The organism is Streptomyces laurentii, from assembly GCF_040635425.1.
Taxonomy (GTDB): domain Bacteria; phylum Actinomycetota; class Actinomycetes; order Streptomycetales; family Streptomycetaceae; genus Streptomyces; species Streptomyces laurentii.
Genome location: NZ_JBEYHT010000075.1, coordinates 22,397 through 35,761, shown reverse-complemented (window position 1 = coordinate 35,761; position 13,365 = coordinate 22,397). Strand labels below are relative to the sequence as shown.

11 protein-coding genes and 2 riboswitches are annotated in these 13,365 nt (G+C 70.4%); of the genes, 7 read left to right on the top strand and 4 right to left on the bottom strand.

The window, feature by feature from the left end:
- Positions 1-137: 137 nt before the first annotated feature.
- From ABZ693_RS31755 to gcvT, 4 genes are all read right to left on the bottom strand, one after another.
- Entirely contained in the window at positions 138-1,523 is a 1,386-nt protein-coding gene (locus ABZ693_RS31755; protein ID WP_359884563.1) for an L-serine ammonia-lyase, read from the bottom strand.
- A 201-nt stretch (positions 1,524-1,724) separates the two neighbouring features.
- Positions 1,725-2,984, bottom strand: coding sequence for a serine hydroxymethyltransferase (gene glyA / locus ABZ693_RS31750; RefSeq protein WP_359884560.1), 1,260 nt, complete (start codon positions 2,982-2,984; stop codon positions 1,725-1,727).
- A gap of 10 nt (positions 2,985-2,994) precedes the next feature.
- Complete coding sequence (gene gcvH, locus ABZ693_RS31745; protein ID WP_359884557.1) at positions 2,995-3,372, bottom strand: glycine cleavage system protein GcvH; 378 nt, start codon at positions 3,370-3,372, stop codon at positions 2,995-2,997.
- 167 nt (positions 3,373-3,539) lie between these two features.
- The gene (gcvT, locus tag ABZ693_RS31740) at positions 3,540-4,673 is read right to left on the bottom strand and encodes a glycine cleavage system aminomethyltransferase GcvT (RefSeq protein WP_359884554.1); all 1,134 of its coding nucleotides are present in this window, start codon (positions 4,671-4,673) and stop codon (positions 3,540-3,542) included.
- 57 nt (positions 4,674-4,730) lie between these two features.
- A riboswitch (glycine riboswitch) is annotated at positions 4,731-4,830 on the bottom strand.
- Positions 4,831-4,943: riboswitch (glycine riboswitch) on the bottom strand.
- Between the two features lie 192 nt (positions 4,944-5,135).
- Here gcvT and ABZ693_RS31735 point away from each other — a divergent pair.
- From ABZ693_RS31735 to ABZ693_RS31705, 7 genes are all read left to right on the top strand, one after another.
- On the top strand, positions 5,136-5,927 hold the full coding sequence (locus ABZ693_RS31735) for an AAA family ATPase (protein ID WP_359884550.1): 792 nt from the start codon (positions 5,136-5,138) through the stop codon (positions 5,925-5,927).
- 278 nt (positions 5,928-6,205) lie between these two features.
- Positions 6,206-6,946, top strand: coding sequence for an enhanced serine sensitivity protein SseB (locus ABZ693_RS31730; RefSeq protein WP_359884547.1), 741 nt, complete (start codon positions 6,206-6,208; stop codon positions 6,944-6,946).
- 148 nt (positions 6,947-7,094) lie between these two features.
- On the top strand, positions 7,095-7,910 hold the full coding sequence (locus ABZ693_RS31725; RefSeq protein WP_359884545.1) for an enhanced serine sensitivity protein SseB C-terminal domain-containing protein: 816 nt from the start codon (positions 7,095-7,097) through the stop codon (positions 7,908-7,910).
- A gap of 336 nt (positions 7,911-8,246) precedes the next feature.
- Positions 8,247-9,248, top strand: coding sequence for an ABC transporter permease (locus ABZ693_RS31720; protein WP_359884543.1), 1,002 nt, complete (start codon positions 8,247-8,249; stop codon positions 9,246-9,248).
- Between the two features lie 129 nt (positions 9,249-9,377).
- Complete coding sequence (locus tag ABZ693_RS31715; protein ID WP_359884571.1) at positions 9,378-11,138, top strand: ABC transporter substrate-binding protein; 1,761 nt, start codon at positions 9,378-9,380, stop codon at positions 11,136-11,138.
- 114 nt (positions 11,139-11,252) lie between these two features.
- Complete coding sequence (locus tag ABZ693_RS31710) at positions 11,253-12,251, top strand: ABC transporter permease (RefSeq protein ID WP_359884541.1); 999 nt, start codon at positions 11,253-11,255, stop codon at positions 12,249-12,251.
- Positions 12,248-13,351: an ABC transporter ATP-binding protein gene (locus ABZ693_RS31705; RefSeq protein WP_359884538.1), complete on the top strand. Its 1,104-nt coding sequence runs from the start codon at positions 12,248-12,250 to the stop codon at positions 13,349-13,351. The genes ABZ693_RS31710 and ABZ693_RS31705 overlap by 4 nt, the downstream gene beginning before the upstream one ends.
- The last annotated feature ends 14 nt before the right edge of the window (positions 13,352-13,365 follow it).

The following is a 13,365-nucleotide window of genomic DNA, read 5'->3' as shown; positions in this document are numbered from 1 at the left end:
GGTACCCCCACCGCGTTGTCTCCCTCCTCCGCCTTGCGATCACCCGCACCGGACCCCGCTCCCTGATCCAGCCTGATCCAAAAGAAAGGCCCTAGGCCGGCGCTTACACGTCGACGCACCGGCCGGGAGCTGCGGACTCAGCACTCGATGATGTTCACCGCGAGGCCGCCGCGGGCGGTCTCCTTGTACTTCACGCTCATGTCCGCGCCCGTCTCCTTCATGGTCTTGATGACCTTGTCGAGGGAGACCATGTGGCTGCCGTCGCCGCGCATCGACATGCGGGCCGCCGTGACGGCCTTGACCGCCGCCATGCCGTTGCGCTCGATGCACGGGATCTGGACCAGGCCGCCGACCGGGTCGCAGGTCAGGCCCAGGTTGTGCTCCATGCCGATCTCGGCCGCGTTCTCCACCTGCTCCGGGGAGCCGCCGAGGACCTCGGCGAGGGCGCCGGCGGCCATCGAGCAGGCCGAGCCGACCTCGCCCTGGCAGCCGACCTCGGCGCCGGAGATGGAGGCGTTCTCCTTGAAGAGCATGCCGATGGCGCCGGCCGCGAGGAGGAAGCGGACCACGCCGTCCTCCTTCTCCTCCGGGGAGGCGCCGCCGGCCGCGAAGTTCATGTAGTAGTGCAGGACCGCCGGGATGATGCCGGCCGCGCCGTTCGTCGGGGCGGTGACCACGCGGCCGCCGGCCGCGTTCTCCTCGTTCACGGCCATCGCGTAGAGCGTGATCCACTCCATCGCGTGCGCGGCCGGGTCGCCCTCGGAGCGCAGCTTGCGGGCGGTGGTGGCGGCGCGGCGGCGGACCTTCAGGCCGCCGGGCAGGATGCCCTCGCGGGACATGCCGCGCGCGACGCAGGCCTGCATGACCCGCCAGATCTCCAGGAGACCCGCGCGGATCTCGTCCTCGGTGCGCCAGGCCTTCTCGTTCTCCAGCATCAGCGAGGAGATCGACAGGCCGGTCTCCTTGGTGAGCCGCAGCAGCTCGTCGCCGGTGCGGAAGGGGTACGTCAGGACGGTGTCCTCGGGGATGATCGGGTTCTCGCCCGCGACCGCGTCCTCGTCCACGACGAAGCCGCCGCCGACCGAGTAGTACGTCTTCTCCAGGAGCGGCGCGCCCTCGGTGTCGTACGCGAAGACGGTCATGCCGTTGGCGTGGTACGGCAGCGCCTTGCGGCGGTGCAGGATCAGGTCGTCGTCGAACGCGAACGGGATCTCGTGGGCGCCGAGCAGGTTGATCCGGCCGCTCGTCTTGATCCGCTCGAACTCGTCGTCGGCGCGCTCCACGTCCACGGTGCGCGGCGAGTGGCCCTCCAGGCCGAGCAGGACGGCCTTCGGGGTGCCGTGGCCGTGGCCGGTCGCGCCGAGCGAGCCGTACAGCTCCGCTCGTATGGAACCGACGTGGGCGAGCAGGCCCTCGTTCTTCAGTCGCCGGGCGAACATGCGGGCCGCCCTCATGGGGCCCACCGTGTGGGAACTCGACGGGCCGATGCCGATCGAGAACAGGTCGAAGACCGAGATGGCCACGGGAACTCCTTGTGGGGGCTAGACGCCATTGTCTGCCGGGGTGGTGCAGAACGTGCCGTCACTGCTGGTGTCGTGACAAATGGGGTGGGGCACCATGCTCACGGACAGGGCCACTGTCCAGTGTGCGCGGTGCCCCGGAAGTTTCGTACGAACGAACCGAAGAACAAAAGCGTACGAAATTACTTCAGGATGACGCGAGGATCACTTCAGGCCGGGGTACAGCGGGTGCTTGTCGGCGAGGGCCGTGACCCGCGCCTTCAGCGCCTCGGCGTCGAAGCCGGGCTTGAGCGTCTCGGCGATGATGTCGGCGACCTCGCGGAAGTCCTCGGCCTGGAAGCCGCGGGTGGCGAGGGCCGGCGTGCCGATGCGCAGGCCGGAGGTGACCATCGGTGGGCGCGGGTCGTTCGGAACGGCGTTCCGGTTGACCGTGATGCCCACCTCGTGCAGCCGGTCCTCGGCCTGCTGGCCGTCCAGCTCCGAGTTCCGCAGGTCGACCAGGAGCAGGTGCACGTCGGTGCCGCCGGACAGCACGGAGACACCGTGCTCGGTGACGTCGTCCCGCACCAGGCGCTCGGCGATGATCCGCGCGCCGTCCAGGGTGCGCTGCTGGCGCTCCTTGAACTCCTCCGAGGCCGCGACCTTGAAGGAGACGGCCTTGGCCGCGATCACGTGCTCCAGCGGGCCGCCCTGGAAACCGGGGAAGACCGAGGAGTTCAGCTTCTTCGCGAACTCCTTCTTCGCCAGGATGATGCCGCCGCGCGGGCCACCGAGCGTCTTGTGCGTGGTGGAGGTGACCACGTCCGCGTACGCGACCGGGTTCGGGTGCAGACCGGCCGCGACCAGACCCGCGAAGTGGGCCATGTCGACCCACAGGTAGGCCTCGACCTCGTCGGCGATCCGGCGGAACTCGGCGAAGTCCAGCTGACGCGGGTAGGCGGACCAGCCCGCGATGATCACCTTGGGGCGGTGCTCCTTGGCGAGGCGCTCGACCTCGGCCATGTCGACCCGGCCCTGGTCGTCCACGTGGTACGCGACCACGTCGAACTGCTTGCCCGAGAAGTTCAGGCGCATGCCGTGGGTGAGGTGGCCGCCGTGGGCCAGGTCCAGGCCGAGGATCGTGTCGCCCGGCTGGGCGATCGCGAACAGGGCGGCCTGGTTGGCGGACGCGCCGGAGTGCGGCTGCACGTTGGCGTACTCGGCGCCGAACAGCTCCTTGATCCGGTCGATCGCGATCTGCTCGGCCACGTCGACGTGCTCGCAGCCGCCGTAGTAGCGGCGGCCCGGGTAGCCCTCGGCGTACTTGTTGGTGAGGACCGAACCCTGGGCCTCCATGACCGCGACCGGAGCGAAGTTCTCCGAGGCGATCATCTCGAGGGTGTTCTGCTGACGGCGGAGCTCGGCGTCGACGGCGGCGGCGACGTCCGGGTCCAGCTCGTGGAGGGGAGTGTTCAGAAGCGACATCGAGAGATCCTTAGTTGCCGGAGAGCTCGGTGTACTCGGCGGCGGAGAGCAGGTCCTTCGGCTCCTCCGCGACGCGTACCTTGAAGAGCCAGCCACCCTCGAACGGAGCCGAGTTCACCAGGGACGGGTCGTCGACGACGTCCTGGTTCGCGGCGACGACCTCGCCCGTGACCGGGGAGAACAGGTCGCTGACCGACTTGGTCGACTCCAGCTCGCCGCAGGTCTCGCCGGCGGTCACGGTGTCACCGACCTCCGGCAGCTGGGCGTACACGACGTCGCCGAGGGCGTTCGCCGCGAACTCCGTGATGCCGATCGTGGCGACGCCGTCCTCGACGGCCGACAGCCACTCGTGCTCCTTGCTGTAGCGAAGCTCCTGGGGGTTGCTCATGGCGTGATTCTCCTGGATCGGGGGAGTGCGGATGAACGGGGGTCTTACGGGATGAGACGGAAGGTGAGACGAATCACCTCACCGGCGTACGCCGGGGGCGCGGGGCGAAGGCCGGGCGCCCGGTCCGGACGGATGCCCGGACGTACGCGCGCGAGGCGACCCGCGGCCTACTTCTCGCGCTTGTAGAACGGCAGCGCCACGACCTCGTACGGCTCGTGGGTGCCGCGGATGTCGATGCCGACGCCCGCCGTGCCGGCCTGGGCGTGCGCGGCGTCCACGTAGGCCATGGCGATCGGCTTGCCGAGGGTCGGGGACGGGGCGCCGGAGGTGACCTCGCCGACGACCTCGCCGGCCACGACCACGGACATGCCCGCGCGGGGCACCCGGCGGCCCTCGGCGATCAGGCCGACCAGCTTGCGCGGCGGGGCGGCCTCGGCGCGCTCGGCGGCCTTCTCCAGCGCCTCGCGGCCGACGAAACGGCCCTCGTTCGTGGTCTTCTCGAACTTGACGACCCGGCCGAGGCCGGCGTCGAACGGCGTGAGGCCGGTGGTCAGCTCGTGCCCGTACAGCGGCATGCCCGCCTCCAGGCGCAGCGTGTCGCGGCAGGACAGGCCGCACGGGACCAGGCCGGCGTCCGCGCCCGCCTCGGTCAGCGCCTGCCACACGCCCTCGGCGTGCTCCGGCTTCAGGAAGAGCTCGAAGCCGTCCTCGCCGGTGTAGCCGGTACGGGCGATCAGCGCGGGCACGCCGGCGACGGTGCCGGGCAGGCCCGCGTAGTACTTCAGACCGTCCAGGTCGGCGTCGGTGAGCTTGGCCAGGATGCCGGCGGACTCGGGGCCCTGGACGGCGAGCAGGGCGTACGCGTCGCGGTCGTCGCGGACCTCGGCGTCGAAGCCGGCCACGCGCTCGGTCAGCGCGTCGAGCACGACCTGGGCGTTGGAGGCGTTCGCGACGACCATGTACTCGGGGGCCTCGGTCTCGCCGAGGCGGTAGACGATCAGGTCGTCCAGGATGCCGCCGTCCTCACGGCAGATCATCGTGTAGCGGGCGCGGCCGTTGCCCACCGTGGAGATGTTGCCGACCAGCGCGTAGTCGAGGAAGCGCACGGCCTCGGGGCCGGTGACGGTGATCTCTCCCATGTGGGACAGGTCGAACAGGCCGGCCTTGGTGCGGACCGCGGTGTGCTCCTCGCGCTCGCTGCCGTAGCGCAGCGGCATGTCCCAGCCCGCGAAGTCGGTCATGGTCGCGCCGAGCGAGCGATGCGTCGCGTCGAGGGCGGTCAGGCGGGGGGCAGTACTCATGGGTGGCTCCCGGGTCCCAGGCGTGCGGGGCGCACGACGTGCATGACGGTGAGGACATCCTCCCCATCTGTCATGGAACCTGAGAGGTTCACCGAGGACGTCCCCGGCTTGCACCTTGGGTGGGGACGCGACGCCGCGTCCCGCTTTTCAGATCTGCCTCGTCCGCGCGGTACGGGGCCTGAGAGATTCAAGGGAGGTACTTGCTCCTTCGGCGCCCGGCGCACGCGCACGGTGTGTGCGGATGCCCCGGGACTCTCCCGCGCGGATTCGAGCGGCCGGTATGCGGTTGTACGCGCTGGTGGCGCGGGTGCGCGCTCGTGCGAGCGAGTGGCGCGCTCATCATTGCACGGCGGGTCCGCCCGGCAAATCACTTGTGCCCCATTACCATTTCTTTACACTTTGTGGGCAGGGTCCTGGCGGGCCCGATCGGGGTTCCGGCACGCCCGACAGGGGGAGATGGCGATGACGATCCGGCACACCGGACCATATGTGGCGAACACCGGCATACCGGTGCGGCGGGCGGTCGCCGGGGCTCTTCCCGGCGGGGTCGCCGCCCCCGACCAGGCCCGGGACCGGGCCTGCGGCCAACGGCACGACCGGGGGCACGACCGGGGCCGCGGCCAGGCGCGCGAGGCGGTACGGGACAGAGCCCGGGCCCGCACCCGGCGGCGCGGCCGGTTCCTGCGGGACCTGCGCGGGCGCGGCGGGCACGGCCCCCGCGTCCTCACCTTCGCGCGCGGCGACGTCGTGGTGGTCTCCGGGCTGCCCGGCGCCGGCAAGTCCACGCTCATGGGCCGGGTCGCCGGCGGCCGGGCCGTCGACTCCCAGGACACCCGGGAGCGCTGGGAGGCCCGGCTGCCCCGCTTCCTGCCGTACGCCCTCTACCGCCCGTTCGCGCGCCTCGCCCACTACGCCGGGCTCCGCCGCGCCGTGCGGGCCGGCGCCGGGGTGGTCGTCCACGACTGCGGCACCCAGTCCTGGGTGCGCGGCTGGCTCGCCCGCGCGGCCCGCCGGCGCGGCGCCGGCCTGCACCTGATCCTGCTCGACGTCGACCCGGACACCGCCCTGGCGGGCCAGCGGGACCGCGGCCGTACCGTGTCCGGCTACGCCTTCGCCCGGCACCGCCGGGCCGTCGGCCGGCTGGTCCGCACCGCCGAGACGGGCGCCCTGCCGCGCGGCTGCGCGTCGGTCACCCTGCTCGACCGGGAGGCGGCCGACGTCCTGCGGAGGATCGGGTTCCAGGACATCGCGTGACGAAGCCCGCACCCCTTCCTGCCCCGGCGGCCCCGGCGCGCCGTTAAGGTGCTGACGCACCGTGTGTTCGAAACGGCCGGGGCGGCCGGGACCGTCCGGGCGTGCGGCGGGAGACGGGGGACGGATCCCCCGACGACCGCCGGACCGTCGTCCGGCGTCTCTCCGGCGTCTCTTCGGCGCCCGGAACCGCCCGGCGGAAGCCGGACCGGCCGGGGGCGAGGGCGGTGCGCTGGAGACCGGATGGAAGCCGCGAAGGCGAGAAGGGGACGACGAGCAGCGTGGACGTGACGTGGCCGGGCAACGAACTCGAGGAAGTACTGGCCGCCTCGCTCGGCAACCCCGCCGCGGGCGGCCGCCTGGTCGAGGTGCTCGGCCGCAGCTCCGTCTGGGTGCCGCTGCCCAACGGCGGCGGCCCCGACAGCGCCGACCTCGACCTGCCCACCCTGGAGCTGGACGGCGCCGCCTACGTGCCCGTCTTCAGCTCCGAACAGGAGTTCCGCGCCTGCGTCGGCGACCACATGTCGTACACCGTCGCCCCCGCCCGTGACTTCGCCCGCGGCCTGCCCCCGCAGCTCGGCCTCGCCGTGAACCCAGGCGGCACCGTCGGCGTCCCACTGCCCCCGCCCGCCGTCGCCGAGCTGTGCCGGACCGGCCGCACCGAGCTGGACGGGCCGGCCAACGGCGGCCGGGTCCGCCTGTTCGAGCCCGACTGGCAGGACGATCCGGTGGACTTCCTGGCCGCCGCCGCCGCCGAGTTCGAGGCCACCGGCGTCGTGACCTCCGCCCGCCGTGCCCTCGCCAGCGTCGAGGGCACCGAACCGGCCCTGTTCGTCGGCGTGCTGCTCGTCGACGGCCTCGACCCCGACCTGGCGGTCCCGCTGGAGGCCCTCGGGCGCGCCCTCGGCCGGGTCGAGGTCGCCTGGCCGGTCAACCTCGTCCTGCTGGACGTGGCCCAGGACCCGGTCGGCGACTGGATGCTGGAGAAGGTGCGCCCCTTCTTCCAGCGCGCCGCCGTGTGACGGACCCCCGCTCTAAGCTGAACTCATTCACGCCGCACGGATCGAGGCCCGACCGGGCGATTCCGTACGGCCGCAAGGACGACATGGTCGGCGACGTCAGTGACGCCGACACCACCGACAGCACGGACAAGAGGGGCGGGGACCGAGGGTGAGCGCGTCAGGCACCGCTGCCGCCGGACAGGTCGAGCACATGCTGCGGCAGGTGACACCGGGGCGTCACGACGCCTACGAGCAGCTGCTGCACGCCCTGGCCGGCTCCGAGGTCTGGATGCTGCTCTGGCAGGGCACCCCCGGAGCGCAGGACGCCCAGTACGGGAACATGGAGGTCGACGGCTTCGGCTACGCGCCCTGCGTCACCTCCGCGCAGGAGCTCGCCGCCTCCGGCTGGACCCGCGCCCACGAACGGGTCGGCGGTCTGGAGATCGCCCGCTCCCTGTTCCCCGACCGCTGGGGCATCTGGCTCAACCCGCACGCCCCCGGCGGCGGCGTCGGCATCCCGTGGGCCGACCTGCGGCGCGTCGCCACCGGTCTGGACCGGATGCCGGCCGGACCGCTGCGGCTGTCCGAACCGTCCCTGGAGATCCCGCAGTTCTACGCCCTGCTGTCACAGAACGCCCATCACACCTCGGCCGTCCGCTCGCTGCGCCGCGCCTGGGTGCAGCCCGCGCTCGGCTCCCCGTACCTCGCCATCGGTCTGGACCTGTACGACTCCTCGCCGGGCGCGGTCGAGGCCGCGCGGGCGATGATGCACCAGACGGTCGGCGCCGTCCCCGACGGACTCCCGGTCTCCACGGTCGCCATGTCCGATCCGTACGATCCGGTCGCCTTGTGGCTGCACGCGCACGCCCGTCCGTTCTACGACCGTGACGCGCACGCCGCACCAGCCGCTCCGCTCACTCCCGGTTACGGCTATCCGCCGGCCGGTCCCGCGCGCGGCGCGTCCGCCGCCCCGCACGTGTACTGACAGCCCCGCCGAATCGTCCGTTTCCACCCCTCCTGTCGCCCCAATTGACGCCTGCCACAACCTGGTTGGGGTAGTTGTCCGATCTGGTCGAATAGTGTCCGAGATGGTCCGCTGAAGTGATCGGAACGTTCGGATAACGGAAGGCAACGAACCGCATCACGGTTACGCAACCATTCCCCGCCAGGTCTGGCGGGTGATCGCGGGCCCATTGAAGACTCCCCGGAACACCGGGTGTTCGGTCGCTTTCGCGCCCATACCCAGCAGTTGTTCCACCATGCCGCTACCCGCGGCGGTCAAGGGCCGGCGACCCGGCGGCCGAGAGGGGTCCTCACCACGATGACGGCACCACAGCAGGAGACGCGTGCGGCCGAGCAGGCCGACGCCGTCGACGCCGTCCCCGGCGCGGCGGCCAAGGCCATCGAAGGCCGTTCCCTCTGGCAGATCGCGTGGTCGCGGCTCAAGAAGGACAAACTCGCGCTCGCGGGCGCCTGTGTCGTCGTCTTCCTGATCCTCGTCGCGCTTCTCGCCCCGGTGATCGTGAGCCTGCTCGGCCACCCGCCGGACGAGTTCCACGAGGACCAGATCGACCCGCTGTTCGGCACCCCGATCGGCAGCTGGGGCGGCATCAACTCGGAGTTCCTGCTGGGAGTCGAGCCGGTCAACGGCCGCGACGTGTTCAGCCGGATCGTCTACGGCGCGCAGATCTCGCTCCTCGTCGCCTTCCTGGCGGCCGTGTTCGCGGTCTTCCTCGGCACCGTCCTCGGCATCGTCGCCGGCTACTTCGGCGGCTGGATCGACGCGGCGCTCAGCCGGGTCATGGACGTCATGCTGGCCTTCCCGCAGCTGCTGTTCACCATCGCCCTGGTCTCCGTGCTGCCCAACGAGCTGCTGGGGCTGACCGGTTCGGGCGTCCGCATCGCGGCCCTCGTCGTGGTGATCGGCTTCTTCGGCTGGCCGTACGTCGGCCGTATCGTCCGCGGTCAGACGCTGTCGCTGCGCAACCGCGAGTACGTGGAGGCCGCCCAGAGCCTGGGCGCCGGCCGGCTCTACATCCTGCGCCGCGAGCTGCTGCCCAACCTGATCGCCCCGATCACCGTCTACGCGACGCTGATGATCCCCACCAACATCCTCACCGAAGCGGCGCTGAGCTTCCTCGGCGCGGGCGTGAAGCCGCCCACCGCCTCCTGGGGACAGATGCTGTCCAAGGCCGTCACCACCTACGAGTCGGATCCGCTGTTCATGGTGATCCCCGGCCTCGCGATCTTCATCACCGTTCTGGCGTTCAACCTCTTCGGCGACGGCGTGCGCGACGCGCTCGACCCGAAGGGCTCCCGCTGACCGTTCGCCGACGCGCCGACCGGCGCGGCACCACGCAAGCCCCGCCCCTGCCGTTGCGACAGGGGGATCCTTCCTCGGCGGACCGACCCGAAAGGCCCCGCCCCTAACCCGGAGGTTGCCGGACTCATGATGAACACCTCTTCCAGGCGCAGAATCGCCGCGGGCGCGCTGCTCGCCGCGGCCACGATGGTCGCGACCACCGCGTGCGGCGGCGGCAAGGGCTCGGGCGACGCCAAGGGCGCGGGCGACCTCGCCTTCAACGGCGGCGTCAACAAGGTCCTCAACGCCTCCGACAAGAAGGGCGGCGAGCTGAAGTTCATCGGCTCGCAGGACGCCGACTCGTGGGACCCGCAGCGCGGTTACTACGGCTTCATGTGGGACTTCGCCCGCTACTACACCCGCCAGCTCATCACCTTCAAGGCCGCGCCCGGCACCGGCTCCACCGAGCTGGTCCCCGACCTCGCCACCGACACCGGCAAGGTCTCGCCCGACGGTCTGACCTACACCTTCACCCTGAAGGACGGGATCACCTGGGAGGACGGCAAGCCGATCACCGCCCAGGACATCAAGTACGGCATCGAGCGCATCTGGGCGCAGGACGTCATCTCCGGCGGCCCGATCTACCTCCAGCAGGTGCTCGACCCCAAGAGCGAGTACAAGGGCCCGTACAAGGACAAGGCCGCCGACAAGCTCGGCCTGAAGGCGATCGACACGCCGGACGAGAAGACCATCGTCTTCAAGCTGCCGAAGGCCAACGGCGACTTCCTGCAGATGCTGGCGATGCCCTCGGCCTCCCCGGTCCGCCAGGACAAGGACACCGGCGCCCAGTACGCCCTGAAGCCGTTCTCCTCGGGCCCGTACAAGTGGGACTCGTACAAGCCCAAGCAGGCCATCAAGCTGGTCCGCAACGACAAGTGGGACGCCAAGACGGACACCGTCCGCAAGGCCCTGCCGGACAAGATCAGCGTCACCTTCACCACCAACGCCGACGACATGGACAACCGTCTGGTCGAGGGCGAGTACGACATCGACATCAACGCGACCGGTGTCGGCCCGGCGGCCCGTCAGAAGGTGCTCCAGCAGCACAAGGGCAACGTGGACAACCCGCAGACCGGCTTCATCCGGTACGCGGCCTTCCCGCAGACGGTGATCCCGAACATCGAGTGCCGCAAGGCCATCATCTACGCGGCCGACACCAGGTCCCTGCAGACCGCCCGCGGCGGCCCGCAGGCGGGTGGCGACATCGCCTCCAACATGCTGCCGCCGGCCATCAAGGGCGCCGACCCGAAGGCCGACCCGTACGGCAAGCTGGCCGGCAAGCCGGACCTGGCCAAGGCCAAGGAGGCGCTGCAGAAGTGCGGTAAGCCGAACGGCTTCAAGACGACGATCGCGGTCCGCAACAACAAGCCGGTCGAGATCGCCACCGCCGAGTCGATGCAGCAGGCGCTGAAGGCCGTCAACATCGACGCCCAGATCGACCAGTACGACGGCGCCCAGACCACCGGCATCATCGGTTCGCCGAAGGTGGTCAAGGAGAAGGGCTACGGCATCATCATCATGGGCTGGGGTGCCGACTTCCCGTCCGGCCAGGGCTTCCTGCAGCCGCTGGTCGACGGCCGGTTCATCCTCCAGTCCGGCAACAACAACTACTCGGAGATCAACGACCCGGCCATCAACGGCCTGTTCGACCAGGCGCTGAAGGAGACCGACCCGGCCAAGGCCGGCGAGCTCTACAAGCAGATCAACACCAAGGTCTCCGACGCCGCGATCTACCTGCCGTTCACGCACGAGAAGAACATCATCTGGCGCAGCTCGCGACTGACCAACGTCTACACGGCCGACGCCTACAACGGCCGCTACGACTACGCGTCGCTCGGCGTCGTCAAGTAAACCGACCCGTTTCAACGGCGCACCACCCGCCGCCAGGTCCGAAGGGCAGGTGATGGCCGCGCGCGGCGGCCGGGTACCCCGAGAAGGGGGCCCGGCCGCCGTCCGGCCGACCGCATGCTTGCATACATCATCCGACGGCTGATCGCCGTTGTGCTGATGCTGATGGTCGTCACGCTCGTGACGCTCAGCATCTTCTTCCTCATACCCAAGCTGACTGGCAGTGACCCTGCCACGATGTTCGTCGGCAAGCAGGCGGATCCGGCCGCGATCGAGGGCATCCGGCAGAAGCTGGGCCTCGGCGACCCGATTCTGGTGCAGTTCTGGCACTTCGTCTCGGGCATCTTCGCCGGCCGCGACTACGTGGGCGGCGGTTCGACCATCCACTGTGAAGCGCCGTGCTTCGGCTACTCGTTCAAGACCGAGCAGGACGTCTGGACCATGCTGTCCGACCGGATCCCGGTCACGCTGTCCATGGTCATCGGCGCGGCCGTCATCTGGCTGCTGCTCGGCGTCTCCACCGGCGTCGTCTCCGCGCTCAAGCGCGGCACCCTGATCGACCGCACCGCGATGGTCACCGCGCTGGCCGGCGTCTCGCTCCCCATCTACTTCACCGCCATGCTGGCGATGTTCCTCTTCCGCACCCAGCTGGGCTGGCTCGACGCGAAGTGGGTGCCGATCAGCGAGAACCCCGGCGGCTGGTTCATGGGCCTGCTGCTGCCCTGGGTGACCCTCGCCTTCCTCTACGCGGCGATGTACGCGCGGCTCACCCGCGCCACCATGCTGGAGGTGCTGGGCGAGGACTACATCCGTACCGCCCGCGCCAAGGGCCTCACGGAGCCCGTCGTGCTCGGCAAGCACGCCATGCGCTCCACGATGACCCCCATCCTGACCATCTTCGGCATGGACTTCGGCGCCCTCGTCGGCGGCGCGGTCCTGACCGAGACCGCGTTCAGCCTCCCCGGCCTCGGCAACGCCGCCTTCTCGGCGGTAGGCGAGCGTGACCTGCCGGTCATCCTCGCGGTCACCCTCATCACCGCCGCGTGCGTGGTCTTCGCCAACCTCGTGGTGGACCTCCTGTACGCGGTGATCGACCCCCGAGTGAGGCTCGCATGACCGACAAGCTCGCCAAGACCGGAGCCGCGCTCGGCGAACCGGTCGCGTCGAAGGACGCACCGTCGGACGCCTTCCTCGACGTACGCGACCTCAAGATCCACTTTCCGACCGACGACGGCCTGGTCAAGTCCGTCGACGGCCTGACCTTCCAGCTGGAGAAGGGCAAGACCCTCGGCATCGTGGGCGAGTCCGGCTCCGGCAAGTCGGTCACCTCGCTCGGCGTCATGGGCCTGCACACCGTCGGCCAGTACGGCCGGCAGAAGGCCCGCATCTCCGGCGAGATCTGGCTGAACGGCGAGGAGCTGCTCTCCGCCGACCCCGACCGGGTGCGCCGGATGCGCGGCCGCGAGATGGCGATGATCTTCCAGGACCCGCTGTCCGCGATGCACCCGTACTACACGGTCGGTCACCAGATCGTGGAGGCGTACCGCGTCCACAACAAGGTCGACAAGAAGACCGCCCGTACGCGCGCCGTCGAACTCCTCGACCGGGTCGGCATCCCCGAGCCCGCGAAGCGGTTCGACAACTACCCGCACGAGTTCTCCGGCGGTATGCGCCAGCGCGCGATGATCGCGATGGCGCTGGTCAACAACCCCGAGCTGCTCATCGCGGACGAGCCGACCACCGCCCTCGACGTCACCGTCCAGGCGCAGATCCTCGACCTGATCCGGGACCTGCAGAAGGAGTTCGGCTCCGCGGTCGTCATCATCACCCACGACCTCGGCGTCGTCGCCGAGATCGCCGACGACATCCTCGTGATGTACGGCGGGCGGTGCGTGGAGCGCGGCTCGGCCGAGGACGTCTTCTACCACCCGCAGCACCCCTACACCTGGGGTCTGCTCGGCTCCATGCCGCGCATCGACCGCGAGCAGACCGATCGGCTCATCCCGGTCAAGGGCAACCCGCCCAGCCTCATCAACATCCCGAGCGGCTGCGCCTTCAACCCGCGCTGCCCGTACGCGGACGTGCCCAAGGGCGGCATATGCCGGACCGACCGCCCCGAACTGACGGAGGCCGGCACCCGCCACTTCTCGGCGTGCCACCTCCCGGCGGGCGAGCGGAACCGGATCTGGACCGAAGAGATTGCGCCGAAGCTGTGAGCGACACCAAGGCC

Bases quoted from the DNA above. Each gene is read 5' to 3' on its own strand.
- glyA (WP_359884560.1), bottom strand. From the start codon at position 2,984: ATGTCGCTTCTGAACACTCCCCTCCACGAGCTGGACCCGGACGTCGCC.
- gcvH (WP_359884557.1), bottom strand. From the start codon at position 3,372: ATGAGCAACCCCCAGGAGCTTCGCTACAGCAAGGAGCACGAGTGGCTG.
- gcvT (WP_359884554.1), bottom strand. From the start codon at position 4,673: ATGAGTACTGCCCCCCGCCTGACCGCCCTCGACGCGACGCATCGCTCG.
- ABZ693_RS31735 (WP_359884550.1), top strand. From the start codon at position 5,136: ATGACGATCCGGCACACCGGACCATATGTGGCGAACACCGGCATACCG.
- ABZ693_RS31720 (WP_359884543.1), top strand. From the start codon at position 8,247: ATGACGGCACCACAGCAGGAGACGCGTGCGGCCGAGCAGGCCGACGCC.
- ABZ693_RS31715 (WP_359884571.1), top strand. From the start codon at position 9,378: ATGAACACCTCTTCCAGGCGCAGAATCGCCGCGGGCGCGCTGCTCGCC.
- ABZ693_RS31710 (WP_359884541.1), top strand. From the start codon at position 11,253: ATGCTTGCATACATCATCCGACGGCTGATCGCCGTTGTGCTGATGCTG.
- ABZ693_RS31705 (WP_359884538.1), top strand. From the start codon at position 12,248: ATGACCGACAAGCTCGCCAAGACCGGAGCCGCGCTCGGCGAACCGGTC.